General features: G+C 73.3%; 20 protein-coding genes and 1 pseudogene. 9 read left to right on the top strand and 12 right to left on the bottom strand.

Features of this window, described 5'->3' with window-relative positions; genetic code table 11:
- Positions 1-88 precede the first annotated feature (88 nt).
- Positions 89-1,471 (bottom strand): amino acid permease, encoded by a 1,383-nt coding sequence (locus AB0C76_RS18050; RefSeq protein WP_359965762.1) that lies wholly within the window; start codon positions 1,469-1,471, stop codon positions 89-91.
- Positions 1,472-1,688: 217 nt separating this feature from the next.
- A complete protein-coding gene (locus AB0C76_RS18045) occupies positions 1,689-2,696 on the bottom strand; it encodes an NADP-dependent oxidoreductase (RefSeq protein WP_359965759.1) in 1,008 nt (335 codons plus the stop codon).
- 188 nt (positions 2,697-2,884) lie between these two features.
- Here AB0C76_RS18045 and AB0C76_RS18040 point away from each other — a divergent pair, with 188 nt between their 5' ends.
- Positions 2,885-3,454 (top strand): Uma2 family endonuclease, encoded by a 570-nt coding sequence (locus AB0C76_RS18040; protein ID WP_359965756.1) that lies wholly within the window; start codon positions 2,885-2,887, stop codon positions 3,452-3,454.
- Between the two features lie 233 nt (positions 3,455-3,687).
- On the opposite strand, the gene AB0C76_RS18035 is transcribed toward AB0C76_RS18040, so the two are convergent.
- The 3 genes from AB0C76_RS18035 to AB0C76_RS18025 form a co-directional block, all read right to left on the bottom strand.
- Positions 3,688-4,740 carry an LLM class flavin-dependent oxidoreductase gene (locus AB0C76_RS18035; RefSeq protein WP_359965753.1) on the bottom strand — a complete coding sequence of 351 codons (1,053 nt, stop codon included), beginning with the start codon at positions 4,738-4,740 and terminating at the stop codon, positions 3,688-3,690.
- Positions 4,741-4,938: 198 nt separating this feature from the next.
- Positions 4,939-5,328, bottom strand: a complete 390-nt coding sequence (locus tag AB0C76_RS18030) for an SCO5389 family protein (RefSeq protein WP_359965750.1) — start codon at positions 5,326-5,328, stop codon at positions 4,939-4,941.
- Between the two features lie 161 nt (positions 5,329-5,489).
- Positions 5,490-5,843, bottom strand: coding sequence for a helix-turn-helix domain-containing protein (locus AB0C76_RS18025; RefSeq protein WP_359965747.1), 354 nt, complete (start codon positions 5,841-5,843; stop codon positions 5,490-5,492).
- A 79-nt stretch (positions 5,844-5,922) separates the two neighbouring features.
- On the opposite strand from AB0C76_RS18025, the gene AB0C76_RS18020 reads away from it, so the two are divergent.
- On the top strand, positions 5,923-6,651 hold the full coding sequence (locus AB0C76_RS18020; RefSeq protein WP_359965744.1) for an NAD(P)-binding domain-containing protein: 729 nt from the start codon (positions 5,923-5,925) through the stop codon (positions 6,649-6,651).
- Here the strand turns inward: AB0C76_RS18020 and AB0C76_RS18015 are convergent.
- Positions 6,562-8,106: an MFS transporter gene (locus AB0C76_RS18015; RefSeq protein ID WP_359965741.1), complete on the bottom strand. Its 1,545-nt coding sequence runs from the start codon at positions 8,104-8,106 to the stop codon at positions 6,562-6,564. The genes AB0C76_RS18020 and AB0C76_RS18015 overlap by 90 nt on opposite strands.
- Positions 8,107-8,553: 447 nt before the next feature.
- Here AB0C76_RS18015 and tpx point away from each other — a divergent pair, with 447 nt between their 5' ends.
- A complete protein-coding gene (gene tpx, locus AB0C76_RS18010) occupies positions 8,554-9,054 on the top strand; it encodes a thiol peroxidase (protein ID WP_359965739.1) in 501 nt (166 codons plus the stop codon).
- Between the two features lie 58 nt (positions 9,055-9,112).
- Here the strand turns inward: tpx and AB0C76_RS18005 are convergent, their stop codons facing one another.
- From AB0C76_RS18005 to AB0C76_RS17990, 4 genes and pseudogenes are all read right to left on the bottom strand, one after another.
- The gene (locus AB0C76_RS18005) at positions 9,113-11,275 is read right to left on the bottom strand and encodes a bifunctional polysaccharide deacetylase/glycosyltransferase family 2 protein (RefSeq protein ID WP_359965737.1); all 2,163 of its coding nucleotides are present in this window, start codon (positions 11,273-11,275) and stop codon (positions 9,113-9,115) included.
- 46 nt (positions 11,276-11,321) lie between these two features.
- Complete coding sequence (locus AB0C76_RS18000) at positions 11,322-11,939, bottom strand: hypothetical protein (RefSeq protein WP_359965734.1); 618 nt, start codon at positions 11,937-11,939, stop codon at positions 11,322-11,324.
- Between the two features lie 359 nt (positions 11,940-12,298).
- Positions 12,299-13,639 (bottom strand): NAD(P)/FAD-dependent oxidoreductase, encoded by a 1,341-nt coding sequence (locus AB0C76_RS17995; RefSeq protein WP_359965731.1) that lies wholly within the window; start codon positions 13,637-13,639, stop codon positions 12,299-12,301.
- A 33-nt stretch (positions 13,640-13,672) separates the two neighbouring features.
- A pseudogene (locus tag AB0C76_RS17990) lies at positions 13,673-14,312 on the bottom strand (family 1 glycosylhydrolase); the annotation flags it as partial.
- Between the two features lie 99 nt (positions 14,313-14,411).
- Here AB0C76_RS17990 and AB0C76_RS17985 point away from each other — a divergent pair.
- Both AB0C76_RS17985 and AB0C76_RS17980 read left to right on the top strand, forming a co-directional pair.
- Entirely contained in the window at positions 14,412-15,683 is a 1,272-nt protein-coding gene (locus AB0C76_RS17985; protein ID WP_359965728.1) for an ROK family transcriptional regulator, read from the top strand.
- Positions 15,684-15,936: 253 nt separating this feature from the next.
- Positions 15,937-18,081 (top strand): discoidin domain-containing protein, encoded by a 2,145-nt coding sequence (locus AB0C76_RS17980; protein ID WP_359965725.1) that lies wholly within the window; start codon positions 15,937-15,939, stop codon positions 18,079-18,081.
- 102 nt (positions 18,082-18,183) lie between these two features.
- On the opposite strand, the gene AB0C76_RS17975 is transcribed toward AB0C76_RS17980, so the two are convergent.
- Positions 18,184-18,621, bottom strand: a complete 438-nt coding sequence (locus AB0C76_RS17975; protein ID WP_359965722.1) for a VOC family protein — start codon at positions 18,619-18,621, stop codon at positions 18,184-18,186.
- Between the two features lie 278 nt (positions 18,622-18,899).
- On the opposite strand from AB0C76_RS17975, the gene AB0C76_RS17970 reads away from it, so the two are divergent.
- The gene (locus AB0C76_RS17970) at positions 18,900-20,453 is read left to right on the top strand and encodes a Na+/H+ antiporter (protein ID WP_359965719.1); all 1,554 of its coding nucleotides are present in this window, start codon (positions 18,900-18,902) and stop codon (positions 20,451-20,453) included.
- A gap of 130 nt (positions 20,454-20,583) precedes the next feature.
- On the opposite strand, the gene AB0C76_RS17965 is transcribed toward AB0C76_RS17970, so the two are convergent.
- Complete coding sequence (locus AB0C76_RS17965; RefSeq protein WP_359965716.1) at positions 20,584-21,873, bottom strand: MFS transporter; 1,290 nt, start codon at positions 21,871-21,873, stop codon at positions 20,584-20,586.
- A gap of 275 nt (positions 21,874-22,148) precedes the next feature.
- Here AB0C76_RS17965 and AB0C76_RS17960 point away from each other — a divergent pair, with 275 nt between their 5' ends.
- From AB0C76_RS17960 to AB0C76_RS17950, 3 genes are all read left to right on the top strand, one after another.
- Positions 22,149-22,976 carry a HEAT repeat domain-containing protein gene (locus AB0C76_RS17960; RefSeq protein WP_359965713.1) on the top strand — a complete coding sequence of 276 codons (828 nt, stop codon included), beginning with the start codon at positions 22,149-22,151 and terminating at the stop codon, positions 22,974-22,976.
- A gap of 153 nt (positions 22,977-23,129) precedes the next feature.
- A complete protein-coding gene (locus AB0C76_RS17955; RefSeq protein WP_359965711.1) occupies positions 23,130-23,534 on the top strand; it encodes a DUF3592 domain-containing protein in 405 nt (134 codons plus the stop codon).
- 731 nt (positions 23,535-24,265) lie between these two features.
- Positions 24,266-25,252 carry a hypothetical protein gene (locus AB0C76_RS17950; RefSeq protein ID WP_359965709.1) on the top strand — a complete coding sequence of 329 codons (987 nt, stop codon included), beginning with the start codon at positions 24,266-24,268 and terminating at the stop codon, positions 25,250-25,252.
- Positions 25,253-25,337: the final 85 nt, after the last annotated feature.

Below are 25,337 nucleotides of genomic sequence, written 5' to 3'. Positions count from 1 at the left end.
GGCGTGTCCCTCGGGTCAGGGCAAGAAGGGAGCGCCCGGCGGTACTTGCGGCGGACAAGTACCACCGGGCGCTCCCGGCCGGAGGGGGTCAGTCCTTGCGGCGCCCGGCCATCCAGACGAACACGAGGATGCCGGCGAACAGGAACAGCACGCCCTGGTAGACGGCCGCGTACCCGGCGCCCGCGACCAGCCACAGCGAGAAGCCGAACGCGCCCAGGCCCAGTACCGCGTCGCGGACGAGACGGGCGGTGGCCACCTCGCGCCCGCCGCGCACCAGCCAGAAGAGCTGGGCGGCGGTGGAGAGCAGGTAGGGGACGGTCGCGGTGAAGGTGGTGATCAGCACGAGGGCGTCGAACGCGCCCTTCGCGCCGGACGCGAAGTTGAGCACGGTCAGCACCGAGGCCAGCGCGACGCTCACCACGACGCCGAGCACCGGCACCCCGCGCCTCTCCTTGGCGAACGCGGCCGGGAACAGCCCGTCCTTGGCCGCCGCGTACGGCGCCTGCGCGGCCAGCAGCGTCCAGCCGTTGAGCGCGCCCGTCATCGAGATCAGTGCGGCGACGGCGATGGCCGTCCCGCCCCACGAACCGCCGAACATCGCGTCGACGGCGTCCGAGAACGGCGCGGAGGAGTGGACGAGCTTGTCGTGCGCGACGGTGCCGAACACCGCCAGCGTGCCGAGCAGGTAGACCACGGCGGCGCCGGCCGTGCCGAGCACGCTCGCCCGGCCGACGTTGCGCTCGGGGTCGCGGACCTTGCCCGCGCCCATCGCGGCCGACTCGACGCCCAGGTAGCTGAAGAGCAGGATCGCCGCGGCGGCCGTCATGCCGCCGACCACACCCTGGCCGGATGCGTCGAACGGGCCGAGGTTCTTCGGGTCGAAGAAGCCGAGGCCGCCCACCGCCACCAGCGCCAGCGGGATGAACTTGAGGACGGTGGAAACGAGTTGGACGGCACCGACGTACCGGGTGCCGGCCAGGTTCGCCAGCGCGGGCAGCCACTGCACGGTCAGCGCGGCGGCGATGGTGACCGCGGTGGAGTGCTGGACGGGGACCAGCACGTCGAGGTAGCCGACGGCCGCGACGGCGAGCGCCGCGTTGCTGACCCACGTGGTGATCCAGTACGACCAGGCCGAGATGAACCCGGCGAAGTCGCCGAACGCCTCGCGGGCGTAGACGTACGGTCCGCCGGTGCGCGGGTTGCGGCGGGCCAGCTGCCCGAAGACGAGCGCGAGCGCGATCGCGCCCACGGTCAGCACCGCGAAGGAGACCAGGCTGACCGTCCCGAACGGTGCCACGGCGGCCGGGATCATGAAGATGCCGCCGCCGATGATGTTCCCCATCACGAGCGCGGTCGCGGTCGGCAGGCCGAACCGCCGGCCCGAAGGGGAGGGGGAGGGCGTGGCGGGCTCCGCGTCGGTGGGCGGGGTCGGCCGGGGAGCCTGCCGGGTCACGGCGGGGCTGGTCTGCATGGGGGTGGTGCGCCTTTCCTGGTCCTGCTGCGCTCGGTGGAGCGACCGCCCATGCTCACAGAGAGATACCGCTCTGTACCAAATCGGTGGTTTTCGTCCGGCGGCACCGGGCCCGCCACCGCAAGATTTCCGGTCGAGTGCCCCGTGCACCGGCACTCGTCCGGCGGGGCGCTCACCGCGATGATCACGGCGAACGCCCCTCAGGTCCGCAGGGTGCTCACGGCAGCTGCAGCACGAGCTTCCCGGTGTTCCCGCCGCTGAAGAGCATCCGGAACGTCTGGGGGAAGTCGGCGACGGTGCCCTCGACCACATGCTCCTTCACCTTGATCCGGCCCTCGCCGATCCAGCCGGCGATCTCGGCCGCGGCCTCGGCGTAGCGGCGTGCGTAGTCGAAGACGACGAAGCCCTCCATGCGGGCCCGGCGCACCAGCAGGGACAGGTAGTTGGAAGGGCCCTGGACGGCGGTCTCGTTGTTGTACTGGCTGATCGCCCCGCAGATCACGACACGGGCGTGCATCGCGAGGCGGGTGAGGGCGGCGTCGAGGATGTCCCCGCCGACGTTGTCGAAGTAGACGTCGATGCCGTCCGGCGCGTGGGCGCGCAGCGCCTTGCGGACGTCCTCGGCGCGGTAGTCGATCGCGGCGTCGAAGCCGAGCTCCTCGGTGAGCAGGGCGCACTTCTCCGGCCCGCCCGCGATCCCGATCACCCGGCAGCCCTTGACCTTGGCGATCTGGCCGACCATCGTCCCGACGGCCCCGGCCGCGCCGGACACCACGACCGTCTCGCCCTCCTTGAGCGCGCCGACGTCCAGCAGCCCGAAGTACGCCGTCATCCCGGGCATCCCGAGCGCGCCCAGGTACGTCGAGAGCGGCGCGAGCGACGGGTCGACGCGCAGCGCGCCCTTGCCGTCCGACACGGCGTACTCCTGCACGCCGAACGCGCCCACGACGTGGTCGCCGACCTTGAACTCCGGGTGCCGCGACTCGACGACCTCGACCACCGACCCGGCCCGCATGACCTCGCCGATCCCGACCGGCGGCAGGTAGGACGGCCGGTCGTCCAGCCACCCGCGCATCGCCGGGTCGAGCGACACGAACCGCGTCCGCCCGACGAACTCCCCGTCCCCGGCCTCGCCGACCGTGCCGTCGACCAGCTCCCAGTCCCCGTCGCGCACCTCCCCGACGGGCCGGCGGGCAAGACGGACCTGGCGATTCACAGCGGACACGGGGGCGCCTCCAGTCGGTACGGCGATGACATGTGAGCGTGAGTCTAAGCAAGCGCTTAGTCATCTGACCAGAGGGGAAGTGGAGGCGTCCTCGACGGTGACGCAGAGTCCGAATCCGCACACCGGTAGTATTGGCGCGAGGTCGGTCCGTTGCGGACCGCGTCACCACCGGACAGGAGAGCAGTGGAGTGAGCGCGGCGCACCCCGGCCCGGGTGACTACAGCCACGTACCCAACCCGGAACAGGCCCTCAAGTACGCGATCCAGCACATCGCAGGTCCCCGGGTCGAGATCATCGAGGGTGTCATCACCCCCGTGTCGCCGTCCTGGGCGCATGAGAACGCCATCGACGTGATCCGCGAGCAGATCCGGCCGCGCATGCGCGAACTCGGCCTCCGCTCCGGCTCCGGCAACCTCGACCTGCCGGGTACGGCGAACTTCTACCAGCCGGATCTCGCGGTCGTACCCGCCGAACTCGCCAGGGCGTCGGAGGGGGCGCTGCTCCCCGATCAGACGTTCCTCGTCGTCGAGGTCACCTCCCCGTCGAACGCCGACACGGACCGCACGGTGAAGCGCCGCCGCTACGCCCAGTACGGGGCTCCCGTCTACCTCCTGGTGGACCGTCGGGAGCGCACGTGGACCCTCTTCTCGCAGCCGGGCGACGTCGGCTACACCCTCGTCGAGGGCCCACATCCCTTCGGCGTCCGGCTGCGGCTGCCGGAGCCGTTCGACGTGGAGCTGGACACCTGCGAGTTCTGACTGCCGCAAGACCGGGGCGAACCGACCCGGGAAAGCCGCGGAGGGCGCCACCGCGTGCGGAGCCTCCGCCAACACCGACGGCAGCTCCTACAGCAACCTCGCCAACGGCGCCGTCGCCGACGTCCGGACCTACCCCTACGCGCTGACCACCGACCAGGTGGCCGCGCTCTAACCGACCGGCACGACCCACGACAGCACCAGGGCCTGTGGAGAGCCTTTCCGCAGGCGCTTTTTCAGCTCACGGCCTCGTCCCGGTCCGCCGGCTTCCAGCCGAGGGCGGGGCCGAGGCGGGTGGCGAGGTCGGTGAGGATCTGGACGTAGTCGGCGGGCTCGAAGGTGAACGGCAGCGCGAACGCGACCTCGTCGATCTCCCGGAACGAGGCGTGCGCGTGGAGCCGCTCGACGAGCTCGTCCGTCGTGCCGACGAAGTCGCGCTCGAACAGCAGCCGGGCCGGGCCCTGCGGCGTTCCCGTGCGCGGCGCGCGGGCGGCGGCGTAGGCCTCGTACTTGGCGCGCTGGGCGGGTGTGGCGCTGTCGGTGGGGATCACGACGAGCCCCTGGGAGACGCGGGCGCGCTCGCCGTCCGGGTGGGTGGCGCGGAAGGCGCGGATGAGGGAGAGCTGGATCGCCGCGAAGTCGTACGACTCGGCCGCCTCCTCCGGCTTCACCACGCTGCTGATCAGCAGGTTCAGCCCGTTCTCGCCCGCCCACCGCACCGAGCGCAGGCTTCCCCCGCCGTACCAGATCCGGGAGGCGAGCCCGGGGGAGTGCGGCTGGACGCGCTGCGAGTACACCTCGATGCCCTCGGTCCCGGCGAAGTCGGAGGCCGGTTCGCCCCGGACGAGGTCGAGCAGGCGCCGGGCGCGGGCCGGGCTGAAGTCCTGGTGGTCGCCGGTGTCGGGGTAGAGGGCGCCGCGCACCCGGTCGTAGTGGGCGGGCGGGCCGACGCTGACGCCCGCGTTGAGCCGGCCGCCGGAGAGCACGTCGACGGTGGCGAGGTCCTCGGCGAGGCGCAGCGGGTTCTCCCAGCCGAGCGGCGTGACGGCGGTGCCGAGTTCGATGCGGCGGGTGCGCTGGCTGGCGGCGGCGAGGACGGCGACGGGGGAGGAGATGCCGTACTGGAGGTGGCGGTGGCGCAGCCAGGCGCTGTCGAAGCCGAGGCGTTCGCCGAGTTCGATGAGTTCGAGGGTGGTCTCGTGGCCGCGGCGCGGATCGGCCTCGTCGAAGAGGCCGATGGTGAGGAAGCCGAGCTTGCGCAGCGGTCGTGGAGTGGTCGACGACGGCATGGCGGCCTCCGCGGGGACGGGACGGGATGGGGACGTGACCGGAACGGGACGATCCGGGGGTGCGGATCGAACGTACGCATGCCGTCCGCCGCCCCACAAGATCGCCGACCGACCGTAAACGCGGCCGCAACCCGCCCGCCACACGGCGCAACACGACGGGCCCCCGCCGCGGAGCGGAGGCCCGTCGTCACCCGGGGGTCAGCAGCTGCGCAGTTCCGGGCTCTGGTTGCGGATCTGGTTGTGCAGCGACGTGAACTCCCGGTACGCCTCGCTGGTCTCGGCGCCGGGCCGGAACGCGCCGACGCGGTGGCAGTTGACGAACGCGAGGGTCACGTCGAAGTGCCGCTCCAGGCTGCCGCGGATGGCGTTGCTGGCGAGGGCGCGCAGCAGCTGGGCGCGCTCCTCGTCGGTGGGAGTGGTGTTGTCGTTGACGAACTCCTCGTCGGTGGCGGCGAGTTCGCTGCTGAGGCCGGCGACCACCTGATAGGCGTAGGGGAGCGACGCGCGGACGGTTTCGACGAAGTCGGCCTCGTCGACCTCGCCGTGCGCGGCCTGGGCGAGGAGGGCGGGGGAGACGTCGAGCGACATGGGGGTGTCCTTTCGCGGGGGTGCGTGGGGCTGGTGGTGCCGAAGGCGTCAACGGTTAACGAAGATGAAAACCATTGCTATATGGACTGTCCTCGACGTCCTGATGTCCTGTCAAGTGCGGCGCGGTGCGATCGACTCCGCCGCGCGCCGCCTCCTCCGCTTCACTCCCCTGCCCGCTCCCTCGCCGCCATGACGTCGTCGCCGTACCGGAACGCCCAGGCGCCGAACGCCTCGACCGGCTCCAGGAGAGTCCGCCCCAGCTCGGTCAGGGAGTACTCGACGTGCGGCGGCGATCCGGCGTAGGCGCGGCGTTCGACGAGCCCGTTGAACTGCAGCCGGCGCAGCGTCTCCGTGAGGACCTTGGGGCTGATCCCGCCGATCCGATCGCGCAGTTCACCGGGCCGTTCGGGGCCGTGGCGCAGCGCCCAGACCACCACCGCGTTCCAGGTGTTGGCGAGCAGGTCGAAGGCGAGGCGGGCGCGGCAGTCGGCGAGGAAGTCCTGGTCGGTGGTCATGCACCAGATGGTGCCCGAGCGGTTTCCTACTGTCGTCCCGAATCCGAGCGACGGGTTCACCACGAGGAGGAGGCGGCGGATGAGGATCGGGATCCTGGGCACCGGCAGCATGGCGCGCGTGCTCGGCGGGAGGTGGGCGCGGGCCGGCCACGACGTGCTGGTGGGCGGCCGGGACACGGACCGCGCCGCAGCCCTGGCCGACCGGATCGGCGCGCGGTCGGGCACTCTCCGGGACGCGGCCGTCCACGGCGGCGACGCGGTGTTGCTGGCCGTGCCCTTCGCGGCGGCGATCGACGTGGCTAGCGGTTCGGCCGGGGCCCTGCACGGCCGGACGCTGATCGACTGCACCAACCCGGTGGTGGAAGGCTTCGTACTGGCGACTCAGGGCGGACTCTCGGCCGCCGAGCGCATTGCCGCCGCCGCGCCGGGCGCCTCGGTGGTCAAGGCCTTCAACGTCTGCCACGAGAGCGTGTGGAGCCTGAACCCGCCGGTCTTCGACGGTCGCCCGCTCGCCGTGCCGATCTGCGGCGACGACGAACGGGCCCTGGAGGCCGTGCGGCTCCTCGTGCGCGACCTCGGCTGCGTGCCCGTCGACGCCGGCGGGCTCGCTCGGGCCGGACTGCTGGAGGCCACCGCCGCGCTGCTGATCGGCCTGTGGGTGGGCGAGGGTGTGGACGCCCAGGCGATCGCGCCGCCGCTGGAACACGCCGGGCCGCCCTCACCCCGCAGGTTCGGGCGCCTTGTCGGCGACGGGGGCCGGGGCCTTCGGAACCCTGATGACGAACACCGCCATCACCACCGCCAGTAGCGCGAACACCAGCCCCATCTCGAACGCCCGGGAGATGCCGTGCACCAGCACCGCCGACGAGTACGGTGCCGGCAGCTTCCCGGTGGCCTTGAACTGGAGGGCCTGTTGCGGCGTCGCCGTGTGGAGGAACTCCACGACCTGCCGTTGCGCCTCGTTGCGGCTGGCCGTGCCGTAGACCGTCACCAGGATGGACAGCCCGAGCGAACCGCCCACCTGCTGCGCCGTGTTGAGCATGCCGGTGGCCGCGCCCGTCTCGTGCGGGGCCACCTGCGACACGACCGTCAGCATGACCGGGACGAAGATCGAGCCCATGCCGAAGCCGAACAGCAATGTCGGCCCGAGGATGCCGGAGGCGTACGTGGTGTCGAGGGAGATCCGGCTCGCCCAGAACACCCCGCCCAGCACCAGCAGCGAGCCGACGACGAAGAACGGCTTGGCCCCGAAGCGGACCTGGTTGCGGGCGGCGAACTGGGCGGCGGTGACGATGGCGACACTGATCGGCAGGAACGCGAAGCCCGCCCGCAGCGGGCTGAACCCGAGGATCTCCTGCACGAACAGGGTGATGAAGAAGAAGATGCTGAACATCGCCGCGGCGAGGCACAGCATCAGCCCGAACGCGCCCGCGCGGTTGCGGCTGCGCAGCAGGTGGAGCGGGGTGATCGGCTGCGGCACCCGCCGCTCGTTCAGCACGAACGCGGTGAGCAGGACGACGGCGAGGCTGAACGCGGTGAGCGTCACCGGATCCGTCCAGCCGTGGTCGGAGGCGCGGATGAACCCGTACACCAGGGACACCATGCCGGTGGTGGCGGTGAACGCGCCCAGGAGGTCGAAGCGGCCGGGGTGCCGTTCGGACTCGTTGATGTAGAGCGGCGCCAGCAGGGCGATCGCGATGCCGATCGGCACATTGACGAACAGCACCCATCGCCAGGACAGCCAGGAGGTCAGCATGCCGCCGAGCAGCAGCCCGACCGCGCCGCCCGCTCCGGCCACGGCCGAGTAGACGCCGAACGCGCGGTTGCGCTCGGGCCCTTCCTTGAAGTTGGTCGCGATCAGCGCGAGTGCCGTCGGCGAGGCGATCGCGCCGCCCACGCCCTGGAGCGAGCGGGCCGCGAGCAGCCACGCGGAGCTCTGCGCGACGCCGCCGAGCAGCGAGGCGAACGAGAAGACCAGCACGCCGACGATGAACACGCGCCGCCGCCCGAGGATGTCGCCGGCGCGCCCGCCGAGCAGCAGGAGCCCGCCGAACGTCAGGGTGTAGGCGTTGATCACCCACGACAGGTTGGTGGTGGAGAAGTTCAGCGCCTGCTGGATGTGCGGCAGGGCGATGTTCACGATCGTGATGTCGAGGACGACCATGAGCTGCGTGGCCGCGATGACGGTGAGCGCTATCCCCGGGTGCTGGCCGCGGCGGGCGGAGGCCGGCGGGGTCGGGGCCAGGGCGTGGGAGGTGGCCATGGCAGGTCCCCCAATGGCTTTGGGAGCGAACGACGGGAGGGAACGGTTTCGTTCACTAAGACCGACAGTAGTCCCGGGCGCAATGCGAGCACAACGTGCATTACCGACGGTCGGCCGGTTCCGGACAATCCGTGAACCGAGGTGTGAACAGGAGGAATGGGTGGAAACCGTGCTGCGCCGGCCGTTCCTGCGGAGGCCGAGGCGGGGGAACAGGTCGATCAAGGGTCTGGCGGTGACGCGCCGGGCCCCTGGCGCGGTCGGGCCCGAGGACGGACAGGTTCGGTCGCGCGCCCGTGCACCCGCGTGTCGGCCGCGCGGTTGTCCGGTGGCTGGGCGCGCACTCCCACGGCCTCGGCACACTCAGTAGGATCTTCGTGTTCCCCGGTCACCCGAGACGGTTCGCGGTGTGGCCGTTTCGTAGCAGGTCCATCTGGAGGAGAAACCCTCATGGCTCAGGTCACCCTCAAGGGCAACCCGGTTCAGGTCGCGGGCGAGCTGCCGCAGTCGGGCAGCCAGGCGCCCTCGTTCACCCTCGTCGGTGCCGGTCTCGTCGACGCGTCGCTGAAGGACTTCGCGGGCAAGCGCAAGGTCCTCAACATCTTCCCCAGCGTCGACACCCCGACCTGCGCGGCCTCCGTCCGCAAGTTCAACGCCGAGGCCAACGAGCTCAGCGACACCGTCGTCCTGTGCATCTCGGCCGACCTGCCGTTCGCGCAGGCCCGCTTCTGCGGCGCCGAGGGCCTGGAGAACGTCAAGACCCTCTCCACCTTCCGCAACCGCGACTTCCACGCGGCCTACGGCGTCGACATCGCCGCGGGTGCGATGGCCGGCCTGACCGCGCGCGCCGTCGTCGTGCTGGACGAGAACGACAACGTCCTGCACACCGAGCTCGTGGCGGAGATCGCCGACGAGCCGAACTACGACGCGGCCCTGTCGGCCCTGAAGTAAGGCGCCTGCCGCTTCGACCCGTGGGCGCGGCCGGTTTCCCCGGCCGCGCCCACGGGTCTCAGCCGCCCGCCGGGACGCGGAGGGTGCCGTAGCGCTGCATCCGCTGCCAGCGGAGGCGGGAACCGGCCAGGGCGGTGAAGACCGACTGGATCACCACCAGGTACATCAGCTGCCGGTAGACGAACTGCTGCAACGGCAGGCTCCACAGCGGGCCCAGCCGCTCCTTGTCCAGCCGGAACGCGTACGCGCCCATCAGCATCTGGACCAGCAGGAACGCCGCCCACGTTCCGACGATCCGCACCGGGTCGAGGAAGACGACCCCGTACAGCGCGAAGACGTCGACGACGGGGGCGAGCAGGGGCAGCAGCACCTGGAACATCAGCAGGTAGAGCAGTCCGCGGCGGCCGAGCTTGCCCGCCTGTCCGCGCTGGACGAGGGCTCCCCGGTGCTTCCACATCGCCTGGAGCGTGCCGTAGCACCAGCGGTAGCGCTGGCGCCACAGGGCGGCCAGGGAGGCGGGGGCCTCGGTCCAGGCCTTGGCGCGCTCCTCGTAGACCACCCGCCAGCCGGCCCGGCAGAGGGCCATCGTGAGGTCGGTGTCCTCGGCGAGGGTCTCCTCGCCCACGCCGCCGACGGCCAGCAGGGCGGAGCGGCGGAAGGCGCCGACGGCGCCCGGGACGGTGGGCATGCACTCGGCGAGGTCGAACAGGCGGCGGTCCAGGTTGAAGCCGACCACGTACTCGATGTGCTGCCAACGGCCGAGCAGGCCGCCGCGGTTGATCACCTTGGCGTTGCCGGAGACGGCGCCGACCGAGGGGGCGGCGAACGGCTGGACGAGGTGGCGGACGGCGTCGGACTCGAAGACCGTGTCGCCGTCGACCATCACCAGGAGCTCCGCGCGGGCGGCCGCGATGCCGGTGTTGAGCGCGGCGGGCTTGCCCGCGTTCTCCTGCCGGATCACGCGCGTGTACGGGAGGCCGAGCGACTCGACGAGGTCGGCGGTGCCGTCGGTCGAGCCGTCGTCGACCACGATCAGCTCCACGGGGTGGTCGGAGGCGAGCAGCGAGCGCAGGGCGGCCTCGATCCCGGCGGATTCGTTGTAGGCGGGCACGATGACGCTGACCGGTTCGGTGACGGGCGGTCCCCACGGCCGCCGGCGCAGCCGCTTGTGCCGGCGGGCGGCCACCAGGACGGCGACGGCCCGCAGGACGCTGATCGCGCCCGCCGCCCACAGCAGCCAGCCCAGGACGGTGAGCACCCAGTCTCCGCCCCGGAGGATCCAGATCAGGGCGGTCCCCTGGAGACGGTCGGCGGTTCCGGCCTGGTGGACGGGGTCGGACAGGCCGACGGCCTGGCTGACGGTGGCGAAGCGCAGGCCGCGCGACTTGAGCTCGGGCAGCAGGGTCTCCAGGGCGGCCACGGTCTGCGAGCGGTCGCCGCCCGCGTCGTGCATCAGCATGATCTGCCCGGGGCCGCCCGGGCGGTCGTCGAGCGCCTTGAGGATCTGCGGGATCCCCGGCCGCTTCCAGTCCTCGCTGTCCTGGGTGGTGAGCACGGTCAGGTAGCCGGCGTGTCCGGCCTGTTGGACGGCGTCCCACTCGCGGTCGTCGAGGGCGTCCGCACCGGAGGAGTACGGCGGCCGCAGGAGCGAGCTCGTCACCCCGGCGGATCCGGCGAGGGCGAGCTGGGTCTCGCGCAGTTCCAGCGAGCGGCGCCAGGCGGGGGCCGGGCCGAGGTCGGTGTGGGTGAAGGTGTGCACGCCGATCTGGTGGCCCTCGGCCACGATCCGCCGGACCAGATCGGGGTTGGCGGCGGCCTGGGTGCCGACCACGAAGAAGGTCGCGTGCACCCCCTCCTTGCGCAGGACGTCGAGGATCTGCGGCGTCCACCTCGGATCGGGGCCGTCGTCGAAGGTGAGGGCGACGGTGCCGGGCCCGGGCGCGGCGCTGCGCGGCTGCGGTCCGGCGGTGTCGATCACCGGACCGCCGTCGCGGACGGCCGCCGGCACGGCGTCCGCGGCCGTGGGCGTGGCGGCCTGGTCGGGGCGGTCGTCGAAGCTGTGCTGGGTGTAGCCCTGGAGCGCCAGGGCGCCGGTGAGCGTCAGCAGCAGGGCGGTCAGCAGGAGCCAGTGGGTGCGCAGCGGGCCCTGGCGGACCACGCCGCGCCGGCCTCTGCGGGCGCGGTCGGGGGCGGGGGTGCGTCGTCGGCGGGCAGTGCTCATGGTGCGGCTTTCGGGGGTGCGGGAGGAGACCGTGCTGGACCGGGTGTCAGGGCTTGACGGGCTTGCCGGTCGGGTTTCCCGGCGGAGCGGTCGGGCGGCCGTGCGCCGGGGTGGGGGTGGCGACGGGGGCGGTGCTCGGGGGCGCCGTCGGCGTCGTGGCCGGTGCTGGGGACTTGGCGGCCGTGGAAGGGCCGGTCACGGCGGTGCCGGTCCCGGGTCCGGCCGCCGCGGCGCCGGCCGCCGGCGGGGGCTGGACACTGACCGGGGTGACGGTGCGCTGGTGGGTGGGTGCCGCGGTCGGGGCCGTGCTGGGTGCGTCCGCGGCCTCCGCCCCGGCGGTGGGTGCGTCGGACGGCGTGGCCGCCGGGTCCGGCGCGCTCGGCGCCGGCGGCTGGGGGAGCGGCAGGAACGGCGCGTTCACCGTCGGACCGCCGAGCAGCGCGCTCGCCAGCAGGGCCAGGTACCCGCCCGCCGGTACGGCCAGCGCCACCCCGAGCCGGCGGATCCTGCGCTGGCGGCGGCCGGAGGAGTCCACGAACACGGGCGGGGGCGGCGGCTCGGCGTCGGAGACGGCGGGCAGTTCGACGGTGGCCTCGCCCGCTTCGTCCCAGGTGAACGGGACGTGTTCGGCGGTCGGCCACGGTTCGTACGGTGTGACGGGCACGGTGTCGGGTCCAGGTCTTCTCGGTTCACGGGGCTGTCAGGGCCGCACCTGCGGGTCACGGGTGAGCCGACGGTGCACTGGTCGTGATCTGTTCAGCGCCGGGAGCCGGATTTCTGTCACACCCTCCCCGCCGGACCCTGCCCCGCCGCTCGGGCCGGGCCGGGGCCGGGGAGGTGCCCGCCGCGCCCTGTCGTCCTCTTCCGCCGGATCCGGACGACCATGCCCGGCCTGCCCTGTTCTGTCCGGTCCGTACGTCCCGCGGCCTGGGACCGCACCTGCTCGGAAGCTGGATGGGCCAGGTGGTTGACGTGCCCCGGACGTGCCTCGGTCACTGGCCCGCCGCCGGGGTTCGTGCCGGCTCAGCGATCCGCCGGAGCACTCCCCGCAGCCGTCGCACGGTGCTTGATGTTGACGGCCGACGCCTTGGCGATCGCCACGGGGTTCAGGAAGCGGCCCGGGCCGATCAGGCGGGATCCGAACCGGTGCATGTGCCGCGCCAGCGATCCGTCGCGCGCCGCCGCCGAGAACATCAGCCCCTCCAGCGGGTTGAACGGGCGGGCCTTGGCGAAGTCGGCGGCCAGGTACTGGTGGCCGCGCAACCGGCGCCGGTGCGCGCGGGCGTACGCCGCCAGCGCCCGGTCGAGGTCACCACGCCCGGCGGCGGCCGGGGCCACGGCCTCCGTCAGCCACTTCGCGGACTCCAGCGCCCAGCCGCAGCCCACGCCCCACAGCGGGTCGCTCGTCAGGGCGGCGTCGCCGATGAACGCGATGCCCGGTGCGCTCGGTGCGCGGTCGACCAGCGGGTAGTCGAGCACACCGATGATCTTCGAGACGCGCTCGGCGGAGTCGATGGGCGGCGCCTCGGGCAGCGCGCGGACGAAGGCGGTGAAGCTGCCCTCCAGGTCCCCGCGGAACTCCGGCAGCCGCTTCTTGTCCGGGACCACCGCGACGACCGTGACCCCGTCGTCGTTGGGGAACGCGTACGCCATGTCGGGTTCGAGGAACCAGGTGCGGGCGATCCCGCCGTGCAGCGGAAGGCCGCGGAAGTGCGCGAAGTACGCGAACCGTGTGTTCTCGTGCAGTCGCGCGGGCAGCCCGGCGTGCTTCGCCACGGCCGAGTCCTTGCCGTCGGCGCCGACCACCAGGCGGGCCCGGAGCTCGCGTTCGCCCTGCGGCGTCGACGCGCGCACCCCCACCGTCCGCCCGCCCTCCTGCACCAGCCCGGTCACCTGATGGCCGAGGAGCAGCTCGACGCCGGGGGTCAGCGCCGCACGGGACCTGATCATCGGGTCGAGGGTGCTGCGCCGCACGTTGTACCCGTACGGCAGCTCGGGGCCCGGCGCGGCGCCCGGCTCGATCCAGCCCCAGCGGGTGTACCAGCGGGCCTCGTTGCGGACGGCCCCCGCCTCCTCGAGGGCGGGTATGAGGCCGAGCTCGTCCAGCACCGGGTAGGCGTTGGCCGTGAGGGAGTGGGTGCAGAGGACCTTGTACGCCCCGGGGTCCGAGCGGCGTTCCAGCAGGCCGACGCGGACGCCGCGTCGGGCGAGCAGTATCGCCGCGGCGCTGCCGGCGAGGCCGGCTCCGCTGATGACGACGTCGTGGTCGTGTCCCGTGCTCTCGGCCGCGGTCATCCGCTGATGTCCCCCTTCGGAGTGGCGCTGTTCGTGGCGGTGGTGCAGTGCCACTGCTCCCAGGAACATGAGTGATTGTCAAGTCCCCTTGTCCGCAACGGTTCAAGGGCCAGTGCGCCGGGTCCGGTGGGCGGCGATCAGGTCGGCGTACGCGAGGTCGCTGGTCTTCACGGTCCGCCGCTGGGTCGGGTAGTCGACGTGGACCAGGCCGAACCGCTGGTCGTAGCAGTACGCCCACTCGAAGTTGTCGAGCAGCGACCAGGCGAAGTACCCGGCCGGTGCCGCCCCCCCGGGCCGCGGCGCGGGCGCAGGCCGCGAGGTGGTCCCGGAGGTAGGCGGTGCGCTCGGGGTCGTGCACGCTGCCGTCGGGGGCGACGGTGTCGGGGTAGGCGGAGCCGTTCTCGGTAGCGTAGATCCGTCGCGCGCCGTAGTCGTGGGTCAGCCGCAGCGGCAGTGGTTCGAGGCAGGAGGCGTGGACCTCCCAGGGCATGGCCGTGTGGTGGGGGTTGGGGCCGGGCAGCTGGCGGCAGCGGGGGGTTGGGGCCGTGCGGGTCGTCGGCGACGACCTGGCGGAAGTAGTAGTTGAGGCCGAGCCAGTCGAGCGGCGCGGCGATCAGCTCCAGGTCCCCGGGGCGGACGGGCAGGTCGACGCCTGCTCGGCCCGCATGTCCGCCGGGTAGCCGCGGCCGAGGACGGGATCGAGCCACCAGCGGTTGACGTGGCCGTCGGCGCGGGCGGCGGCGGGCGAGTGCCTCGAGGGGCGAAGTACCCTGTACAGCAGCTTACTTCAAGTCGTGATTTAACGACCGGGAGAATCGTCCGTCAAGCGAGGGAACGAGGAATGATGGAACCGGGACACAAGGGCGTGTCCGTGGCCGGCCGGGGTGCGAACACGGTGCGGGACCTGCGCCGGGGCAGCCGGGCGGCGGTGCTGCGGAGGCTGTACTTCGACGGACCGCTCAGCCGTCAGGAACTGGGCACGCTCACCGGCCTCAGCGCGGGCTCGGTCAGCAACGTGACCGGCGAACTGCTGGCGGACGGCCTGGTCGAGGAGTGCGGCTCGGTCGGCTCCGACGGCGGCCGCCCGCGCACCCTGCTCCGGGTCGCCCCGGGCCGGGCCCGGCTGGTGGGCGTCGACGTGGGCGAGACCCAGGTCAGGGTTGCCCTGTTCGACCTGGCACGCGCCGAACTGGCCGCCGTCGACCTGCCGTTGTCCGACCGGGGCCGGGACGTCGGCCGGGTGGCGGAGCTGATCCTCGCCGGGCTCGCCGACGTACTCGACCGCACCGGCACGGCGGCGGAGCAGGTCCTCGGCGTCGGGATCGGCGTGCCCGGCATCGTCGAGCAGGGTGCCCCCGGCACGGACGGGCCGCACGTCGTCGTGCACAGCCAGACCCTGGGGTGGGACGCCGTCCCCCTCGGCCGCCTGCTGCGGGCCGGCACGGACCTGTCGCTGTTCGTCGACAACGGCGCCAAGACGCTCGGGCAGGCCGAGATGTGGTTCGGGGCGGGCCGCGGGGCCCGGCACGCGGTGGTGGCGCTCCTCGGCTCGGGCGTCGGCGCCTGCGTCATCGCCGACGGTGCGCGTTTCCGGGGAGCCACGAGCAGTGCGGGGGAGTGGGGGCACACCAAGGTGCACGTCGGCGGACGCCGCTGCCGCTGCGGTGCCCGTGGCTGCCTGGAGGCCTATGTCGGGGCCGAGGCGCTGGTCGAGCGGTGGGGCGCCGCGGCGTCCTCCCGCGGCGAGAAGTCGGGCCTGGCCGCGCTGCTGGCCGCCGCCGAGGACGGGGACCCGGGGGCGGTGGGGCTGCTCGACGAGGCCGGCGAGTACCTCGGGGCGGGGATCGCCGATCTCGTCAACCTGTTCAATCCGGAGCGGATCGTGATCGGCGGCTGGGCCGGCCTGCTGCTGGGCCCGAGGCTGCTGCCGGGCATCCGTGCCGCCGCCGGTGTCTACGCCCTGCGGTTCCCCTGGGAGCACACGCTGATCGTCCTCGGCACCCTGGGGCCGGAGGCGGTCACCCTGGGGGCCGCCACACTGCCGCTGTCGGACTTCCTGGATTCGGGTGGGCGGACCCGGTTCGGCTCTCATCTGACCGACACCACCGCATAGTTCACGGTGTGAGGAAAGTCGGGTCGGAGGGTTGACAGCATACGGCGGCAGCCCGGAGACTCCCCGGCAGGGATGTCGCCGGGCTGGCCGGCAGACCGGGTGACACCCTGACCTCGCTCTCCGGCACCCCCGATCGCGCGGCTCGGCGAGCCCGGCCACGGGCCGCGGCCGCGCCCCGCCGGAGCCCCCACCCACCTCACCGAGGGGCATGCCCATGAGGCGTTCTTCAGCACGCCGACGTACGGGACCGGCCATGGCACTGGGCCTGTTCGCCTTACTCGCATCGGCCGTCGTGCCATCGGCGCCGGCCACGGCGGCCGGCGCCAGGACCGAAGCGACCGCCGCTGCCGACTGCGGGACCGACAACGCCGCGCGGGGGCGCCCGGCCACCGCCTCCTCCACGGAGAACGCGGGCACACCGGCAGCCGCCGCCGTGGACGGCGACCCCGGCACCCGCTGGTCGTCGGCCTTCAACGACCCCCAGTGGCTCCAGATCGACCTCGGCACCGTCCGCCAGGTGTGCCGCGTCGTCCTCGACTGGGAGGCCGCGTACGGGCGTTCCTACCAGATCCAGGTCTCGGACGACGCCTCGACCTGGCGCACCGCGTACGCCACCGACCACGGGACGGGCGGCACCGAGACCCTCGCGGTCAACGGCAGCGGTCGCTACGTCCGCATGATCGGGCTCGCCCGCGGCACCGCCTGGGGCTACTCGCTGTGGGAGTTCCAGGTCAACACCTCCGACGCGCCCCCCGTCCAGGGCGGCGGCGACCTCGGGCCCAACGTCCTGGTCTTCGACCCCTCGACGCCCGACATCCAGGCGACGGCGGACCGCGTCTTCAAGCAGCAGGAGTCCAACCAGTTCGGCACCGACCGCTACGCCCTCCTCTTCAAGCCGGGCTCCTACGGCAACCTCAACCTCCAGCTCGGCTTCTACACGTCCGTCGCCGGCCTGGGACTGAAACCCGACGACACCTCGATCAACGGCGACGTCACGGTCGACGCCGGCTGGTTCAACGGCAACGCCACCCAGAACTTCTGGCGCTCCGCCGAGAACCTCGCCCTCACCCCGGCCAACGGCACCGACCGATGGGCGGTGGCGCAGGCCGCGCCGTTCCGCCGGATGCACGTCCGCGGCGGCCTCAACCTCTCCCCGGCCGGGTACGGGTGGGCCAGCGGCGGCTACATCGCGGACAGCAGGATCGACGGCAGCGTCGGGAACTACTCCCAGCAGCAGTGGTACACCCGTGACAGCGCGATCGGCGGCTTCTCGAACGGCGTGTGGAACCAGGTCTTCTCCGGCGTCCAGGGCGCGCCGGCCCAGAGCTTCCCCAACCCGCCCTACACCACGCTGGACACCACTCCCGTCTCCCGCGAGAAGCCCTTCCTCTACCTGGACGGCGCGGACTACAAGGTGTTCGTCCCGGCCCTGCGCACCAACGCCCGCGGGGTCTCCTGGGACGGCGCCCTCCAGGGCGAGTCGCGGCCGCTGAGCCGCTTCTACGTCGTGAAGCCGGGAGCCACCGCCGCGACCGTCGACACGGCCCTGGCCCAGGGTCTCGACCTCCTGTTCACCCCGGGCGTCTACCACCTGGACCGGCCGATCGAGATCACCCGGCCCGACACGGTGGTGCTCGGCCTCGGACTGGCGACCCTCGTGCCCGACGACGGCGTGACGGCCGTCAAGGTGGCGGACGTCGACGGCGTGCGGCTGGCCGGACTCCTGGTCGACGCCGGGCCCGTCAACTCGCGGGTCCTGGTGCAGGTCGGTCCCGACGGCGCGGGCGCCGGCCACGCCGCCGACCCGACCACCCTCCAGGACGTGTTCGTCCGCGTCGGCGGTGCCGGCGCCGGAGCGGCCACGAGCGGCATCGTCGTCAACAGCGCCGACGCGATCGTCGACCACACGTGGATCTGGCGGGCCGACCACGGCACCGGCGTCGGCTGGGACACCAACCCCGCCGACTACGGCCTCGTGGTCCACGGCTCCGACGTGCTCGGCACCGGACTGTTCGTGGAGCACTTCAAGAAGTACGACGTCGAATGGTCCGGCGAACGCGGCCGCACGATCTTCTTCCAGAACGAGAAGGCGTACGACGCGCCCAACCAGGCGGCCGTTCAGAACGGTTCGACCCTGGGCTTCGCCGCCTACAAGGTCGACGACGCGGTCGCCGTCCACGAGGGCTGGGGCCTGGGGAGCTACTGCTACTTCGACGTCGACCCGACCATCCGCATGGACCACGGCTTCGAGGCGCCGACGCGGCCGGACGTCCGCTTCCACGACCTCCTGGTCGTCTCGCTCGGGGGCAAGGGCCAGTTCAACCACGTCGTCGACGACGTCGGCGCCGCGACCTCCGGGACCTCCACCACGCCTTCGACCGTCACGGCCTACCCGTAGGACGCGCCTGCCGCCCGGCCCGGCCCCGGCCCTGGCCACCCCCTGGCGCGTCGGCGTTCTGGGGCTGCCGCCACGTCCGTGGCCGCGCCGCAGGCGGCCGGCTCAGCCGGCGTGCCGGTCGTCCTGCGCCTCGTGCAGCGCGGGCGCGTAGGAGATCCCGACGATCAGGCCGTCCGGCGTGAGGAGTCTGGCCACCGTCTGGCCCCACGGCTCCGTGCGGGCCTCGTGGAGGAGCTCGAAGCCCGCATGCCGGAGTTCGGCGCCGGCTGCTGCGACGGCTGCCGCGTCGGCCACCTCGAACTCGATCGACGCCTGCGGGACGACCCGGTCGGCGGGCCACCGCGGCGTCCCGAAGCACGCCTCGGCGGCCTCCGAGAGCGGCCACAGGCCGAAGTGCTTGCTGCCGGCGATGTTTCCGCTGGAGTAGTAGCCGTCGCCCTCTCCCTCCAGGGGAAGGCCGAGCGCCTCGATGAACAGCTTGCGGCTCTGCGGCGGGTCGGCGACGACCGCGGCCACGCTGGTGATGAAGAGGACGTCCATGGCGGGGGCACTCCCTTCGGGGCGGGTGCCGGTCAAGCTATCCGGCCGCTCGCCGACGGCCGGGCACCCGCGCCTGCGCCGGCGGCGACTCACCCGATCGGACGGGCGCCGGTTCCGCGCCGGGGGTGCGCCGCTGGCGTGCGGATATGCACTGTCCCCACCGCTAATGCACCGATAAGATGACCGTAGGTGTGCCGGGAAGCCTGGTCGGCTCGGGGGACTACTGCGGCATTCGGGCGGCGGTGACCCCGTTCGTCGTGGTGGGGTTGTTTCCGTCGATGCACGTAGTCGGGATCGTTCTCGTCCTGGTGGTTCTGGGCACGGCCGTGGCCACCTTCGCCGGGCGCCTGCGGGTGCCCGCACCGTCGCTGCTCGTCCTGGCCGGTGTCGGGGTGGCCCTGGTGCCCGGCGTTCCCGCGCTGCACGTTCCGCCGCAGATCATCGGCATGGTGGTCCTGCCGCCACTGCTGTACGCCTCCGCGGAGGAACTGTCCCTGCGGGACCTGCGCACGGTGTGGCGCCCGGTCACGATCCTCTCCTTCGGCCTGGTCTTCGCCTCCGCCGCCGCCGTGGGCTTCGCGGCCGTCGCCGTCGCGGGCCTGCCGCCCGCGATGGCGTTCGTGCTGGGCGCCGTGCTGTCCAGCACCGACCCGGTGGCGGTCACCGCGCTCGGGCGCCGGCTGGCGCTGCCGGGACGGGTCCAGGTGCTGGTGCAGGCGGAGAGCCTGTTCAACGACGCCACGTCGCTGGTGCTGTTCAAGGTGGCCGTCGGCATCGCGGTGGCCGTCGGCGCGGCGGTGAGCGTGCCGGCGGCGGGCGGGGAGTTCCTGCTGCTCGGGGGTGGCGGGAGCCTCGTCGGGGCCACCGTCGCGGGTCTGGTGTGGCTCGTGCGGCGCCGCACCGTCGACCCGGTGCTGGAGACCGTCATCGTGCTGGTCACCCCGTACGCCGCCTACGTCCTGGCCGAGTCCGTGCACACCTCCGGCGTCACCTCGGTCGTCGTCGCCGGCGTGCTGCTCGGCCGCTCGGGCCACCGGCTCACCGACGCCCACATCCGCCTCCAGCTGAACGCCGTGTACGCGGTGGTGGTGTTCCTGCTGGAGAGCGTCGTCTTCAGCATCGTCGGCCTCGAACTGCCCACCCTGGTGCGCGACCTGCCCGCGGGCACCGGCCCGTGGCCGCTCCAGGCGCTCGCCCTGGCCGCCGTGCTGATCGCGGTGCGCGTGCTCTCCACACTGCCGCTGACCCGGGCGGTCAAGCCGCGTGAGGGCAGCGGCCGGCTGTCCTGGCGGGTGGCCGGGGTGGTCACCTGGGCCGGAACCCGCGGGGTCATGCCGCTGGCCGCCGCCCTCTCCATCCCGCTCGTCACCGACGACGGCACGAAGCTCGCCGGACGCCCGCTGGTCCTCGTCCTCACCACCTCCGTCGTCGTCTTCACCCTGGTCGTCCAAGGCCTCACCCTCGCCGCCGTGGTCAACCGCTCGGGCCTCGCCCTCGAACCCGAACACACCGCCCGCGAGGAGGACGACGCCCGCGACGTCCTCAACCGCACCGCCCTCGACCACGTCGAGAACCTCGCGGAGCTGGAGGCCATGTCCGACACCGCCGTCGACCGCGTCCGCCGTGCCCTGACCGCCCGCCTGGACCGCACCCCCGAGACCCCCGACGGCACCACCGCCGACGCCTCCTACCGCCAGCTGCGCCGCGAGGTCATCGCCGTCCAGAGCACCGAACTGCGCCGCCTCTACGACGAACACCGCATCAGCGACACCACCCGCCGACGCCTCCAGCACGACCTCGACCGCGAGGAGGCCGCCCTCGGCACGCCGTGACGCCACGGCACCAGGGCCGATCGGACGACGGTCCCCGCACCACCGTCCGGCCGTGCCCGGCCTGTCGCTCCGGGCGCTCGTGGGCAGACGGCTCAGGCCGGGGAAGCCCGGCCGGGGCCGAGCGGACGGCTCAGGGCACGGGTGCGGGCTCGGGAGCCACGAGGGCGTCGGCGGTGGTCCTGCGGGTGAGACGGCGGACCTGGGGTTCGAGGAGGACCGCCGCGCTGAGGAGGGTGGAGACGACGGCGCACGCCCACAGCGCGCCGGAGAGGCCGAGCGCGTTCGAGACCGGGCCGGCCAGGGCGATGCCGAGCGGGGCGAGGGAGAGCGAGCCGAGGTGGTCGTAGGCGCAGACGCGGGAGAACATCTCGGCCGGGATCTCCTGCTGGAGCGCGACCATCCAGTTCACGCCGAAGACGGTGACGCCGACGCCGGAGAGGAACATCGCCGCGATCAGCACCGGCAGCGGTGCCGCGAGCGCCAGGGCGAGCGCGGGGACACCGAACAGGAACACGCCCCAGTTGCCGACCAGCAGGATGCGGCGCGGCTGCCAGCGCACCATCAGCAGGCCGGTGACGACCAGTCCGACCCCGTAGGCGGCCATCGCCAGCCCCCAGTCCGCGGCTCCGCCGAGCCGCTCCTGCGCGACGACCGGACCGTACACGGACTCGACCGCTCCGATGCAGGCCACCAGGACGGAGAACTGGAGGACGACCACCCAGAGCCACCGACGGGAGGCGAACTCCCGCCATCCGTCCCGCAGTTCGCTCAGCATGGTGGTGCCGGAGGCGGTGGGCGCGGCCTCGGCCTCCAGGAAGAAGCGCAGGGCGGCGGCGATCAGGAAGCAGACGGCGTCGAGGCCGAGCACCCAGCCGGGTCCGACGGCGGCGGTGAGTGCGCCGCCGAGGGCGGCCCCGCCGATCTGGCTGGCGTTCTGACCCATCCGGAAGACCGAGAACGCCCGGGCGGCGTGGTCCGGCGGGACGCTCTGGAGGATCATGCCCTCGGCCGCGGGGGCGTAGAGCGCGAAGCCGGCGCCACCGGCGGCGGAGAGGACGAGCAGCTGCCAGAGCTGGGTGTGGCCGTTCAGCACGAGCGCCGCCAGGACGGCCTGGGAGAGACCGCTGAACAGGTTGGCCGCGACCATGACGTGGTGGCGCGGCAGCCGGTCGGCGAGGGCGCCGCCGATCACCAGCAGCAGGACGGTCGGCAGCAGGCGGGCGGCCGTGACGTACCCGACCTCGGTGCCGGACCCGCCGTCGCCGAGCACGGCGAAGGCGGTGGCGATCGGCGCACCGGCGTTGCCGAGGCCGCTGACCACGGTGGCGGCCGTCTGGATCCGGAAGTTGCGGCCCGCCCAGGCGAAGCGACGGGCCGGCGGGGGCTGGGGTGGGGATTGGGGTGGCGGTTGGCTCGGCACCCCGTGACTATGGCCGATGGTTCGTACGGGCGTCCATCGGGTTTAGCTTCAACGCCGTCCTCCGTCCTCCCGCACCGCTGTCGGAGCACCGGGCCGGAGCCCGTGCACATCCTCGTGGTCGTCCGCGACGACCCGGTTAGCCCCTCGGGCCGGGTTCCGAGCCTGCCCTGACGTCCACCCGGCCGTTTCGGACGGCTTGGTAGAGTGCCGCAGCCCGAAAGGTCGGGCACTGACGGCCGACGGCTCGGTGCGGCCGGAGTGGCGAGGGGGACGATGTGAGGGACCTGGCGGCGGACGACCAGACCGTGCTGCTCGATGAACTTGTGGCCGGACTGCTCGACCCCGACGGCGATCTCGACGAGCTGGGCGCCATCGGGACCCACCTCACCGGCACGCTCAGGACCGAACTCGTCCCGCGCCTGGAGGCGCACCTGGAAACGGCCGTCGCCGCCCGGAACCGGTACGCCCGCTCCGTCCTCGCCGGCCTCCTCGCCGAGACGGCCGGCCGCTCGTCCCTGCCCGTGCTCCTGCGGGCCTGGTCCCGCGACCTGGGGGACGACCAGGACGGTCTGACGACGATGATCACCGTCCTCGCCCAGGACGACCCGGCCGCCGCGCGCCGCACCCTCCTGCCCTGGACGGAGAGCCCCGACGCCGACCTGCGCCGGGCGGCGCTCTGGCTGCTCGGTTTCGTCCCCGGCCCGGCCGACGTCGCCGTCCTGGCCCGCGCGGCGCACGACCCGGACGAGCGGATCCGCAGCGTGGTCGCCGGCACCCTCGGCAGTCACGGCACGGACCCGGCGGCGGTCGACCTGATGGTGGCCCTCCTGGCGGATCCCGCCGAGCAGGTGCGCATCTCGGCGCTCAGCGCGCTCGGGTACCGCCGTCAGCCGCGCACCCTGCCGGACATCTGCCGCCTCGTCAACGACGACAGCCCGCGCGTGCGGGCCTGGGTGGCCATCGCCCTGCGGCGCTTTCCCGCGACGGAGATCGGCGACGAGCCGGTGGCCGACGTCCTGGCCAGGCTGGAGAGGGACGCGGAGCCGCACGTCCGTGATCAGGCGACGGCCGCGCGGCAGGGGGCGGCACGCCGGGGCCGGTGAACTGCCGTGCCCGGCTCCGCCGTCCCCCGGCCTCGTCGAGAGGCGTTGGAGGAGATGATCATCCGTCCAGGGTGGCGTTCGGGGCCGGCTCGCCCGGCCGCGTGCGGTGCGCACCTCTGGTGGCCGGGGAGCGGCGGGTGCTAGACAGTCAGCATGCTGTTTCTGGGGGTCGCACTGTTCGTTCTCGTGATGACGGTGCGGATGGTGAAGTACGTGCTCGACCTGAACGCCGACTTCCGGCGGGTGCGCAGGGAGGGTGTCCGCCTGCAGGCCGAGGTCGTGGACTACGACAAGCGGACGGGTGACCGGGCCGACGAGTTCCACCTGCGGCCCATCGTCCGGTACCACCTGGGTGACCGTGCCTACCAGGGCACGGTGAGCAACGCCTCCGGCAGCAATCCGCCGCCGCTGGGGTCGTTCACGACGGTCGTGGTCTCGCCCAAGACGCCCTACGTCCCGTACGACCCGTACCTGGGCATCGGCGGCGCGGTCGTGTTCGCCTTCGCGGCCCTGGCGGCGGCGGTGGGGATGCTGTCCTGGGCGGTCGCGCGCCTCTGACCGCCGGGGCCGCCGGTCCTGCGCGCGGTGTGCGCGGGGCGCGGTGGTGGTTCGGTGCGCCCGGGCGGTGCTTCGTCAGGCCGGTGACCTGCGGGGCTCTGGACCGTACGCTCGCGGTGTGTCCGGGGCGAGGCGGGAAGGGGGCCGGTTGATGGACGCACCTTTCGTTGTCGGAGGGCCCTCGGCGTGGCAGGGGGCGGCTCTGGAGGAACGCGACTGGGTGGTTCCGGTGGACCGGGTCGCGGAGCGACTGTGCCACGGGCCCGGGTTCGCAGTCGTGCGCGGGCTCGACCTGGACGGGCTGACCGACGGCGAGTGCGTCGAGGTGTGTCGCCGGGCTCTGGCACGGGTGGGGCCGTGCGGCCCGTGGACCAGGCCCTTCCCGGGCACAACCTGCTGACGGCGGGCGCGCAGCGGGACGATGCGGAGCTCGGCCGTTACCGCCCCGCCCGTTCGGGCCGCCGCCGGTTCCCGTCGGGCCCAAGTCCTACGCCGGGGAACATCCCGGGTTCACCTGACCTCGGCGGTCCACCGGAGCGGCTCGCCGGGGGGAGACGTTCGCCGGCGCCGCTGGCGCGGTCGAGAGCCGTCCGGATGTGGTCGAACGCGGCGTCCCGCGGAAAGTCGGGCCCATCGACCGCCGCCGTAGGGCCCATGGGCCCTCCCGCCCCGGCCCCGGCCGCCGGATGATCGGTAGCACTGGAGCCCTTGCCGCGAGGGAGTGAGCCACCATGATCACCGAAAGCGCCGCCCTCACCGCGGCCGATCTGCATCTGCTCGCCGAGGCGGGCGGCCGGGCGCCCTCGCTGCACAACAGCCAGCCGTGGCGCTTCCGCCCGACCCCCGACCGCAGCGGCCTGGAGGTCCACGCGGACCCCGCCCGTGCCGTCCCGGCCGTCGATCCCGACGGGCGGGCCATGCACATCTCGATCGGCGCCGCGCTGTTCAACCTGCGCGTGGCCGCAGCCCACCTCGGCCGCGACGCCGCCGTCCGGCTGCTGCCCGCCGGGGAGGGCGCGCAGCCGCGGGCCGTGGTCGACCTCTCCGCGCCCGTCCGTGAGAAGCGCCCGTTCGGAGACCTCTACCCGGCCGTCGCCGCCCGCCGCTCCAGCCGCCAGCCGTTCGCCAACCGCGACGTCCCCGAGGCCTTCGTCGCCGAGTTCATCACGGCGGCCCAGGCGGAGGGCGTCACGTTCACGATGCTGGAGGAACACGGCGTCCGCCGCGTGCTCGCGCTCACCTCCGAGGCCGAGGACCGCATCGCCGCCGACGCCGCCCGCGAGGCCGAGACCCGCTCCTGGCTGCGCCTGGAACCCTCCGTCGACGGCATCCCGCTCGCCGCCCTCGGATCGCACGACCGCGACGCCCGCGTCCCCATGCGCGGCTTCACCGGGCACCCGCCGCACCCCTCCACCCCGGCCGAACGGTTCGAGGCCCTGCCCCAACTCGCCACCCTCGCAACCCACTTCGACGGCCAGGCCGACTGGCTGCGCACCGGCCAGGCGCTGGAGCGCGTCTGGCTGCTGGCCACCGCGCACGGCCTGCGCGCCTCCGTCCTGCACCAGGCCGTCGAGATCCCCGACACCCGCTGGCGCCTGCGCGACCCCGCCGAGGGCCCGGGTCACGTGCAACTGGTTCTGCGCGTCGGCTACGGCCCGCCCGGAGCGGCCACACCGCGCCGGCCCGTCGAGGACGTCCTGGACCTGCGCGAGGGGTGAGGAGTTCCTCCCCCCCGGGGGGGGGGGGGCCGGGGGGGCCGCCCCCCCCCCCCCCCCCCCCCCCCGGCCCCCCCCCCCCCCCCCC

This window comes from Kitasatospora sp. NPDC048722 (assembly GCF_040650235.1).
Taxonomy (GTDB): domain Bacteria; phylum Actinomycetota; class Actinomycetes; order Streptomycetales; family Streptomycetaceae; genus Kitasatospora.
The sequence above is the reverse complement of the archived record's forward strand: the minus strand, read 5'-3'. Positions and strand labels throughout refer to the sequence as shown.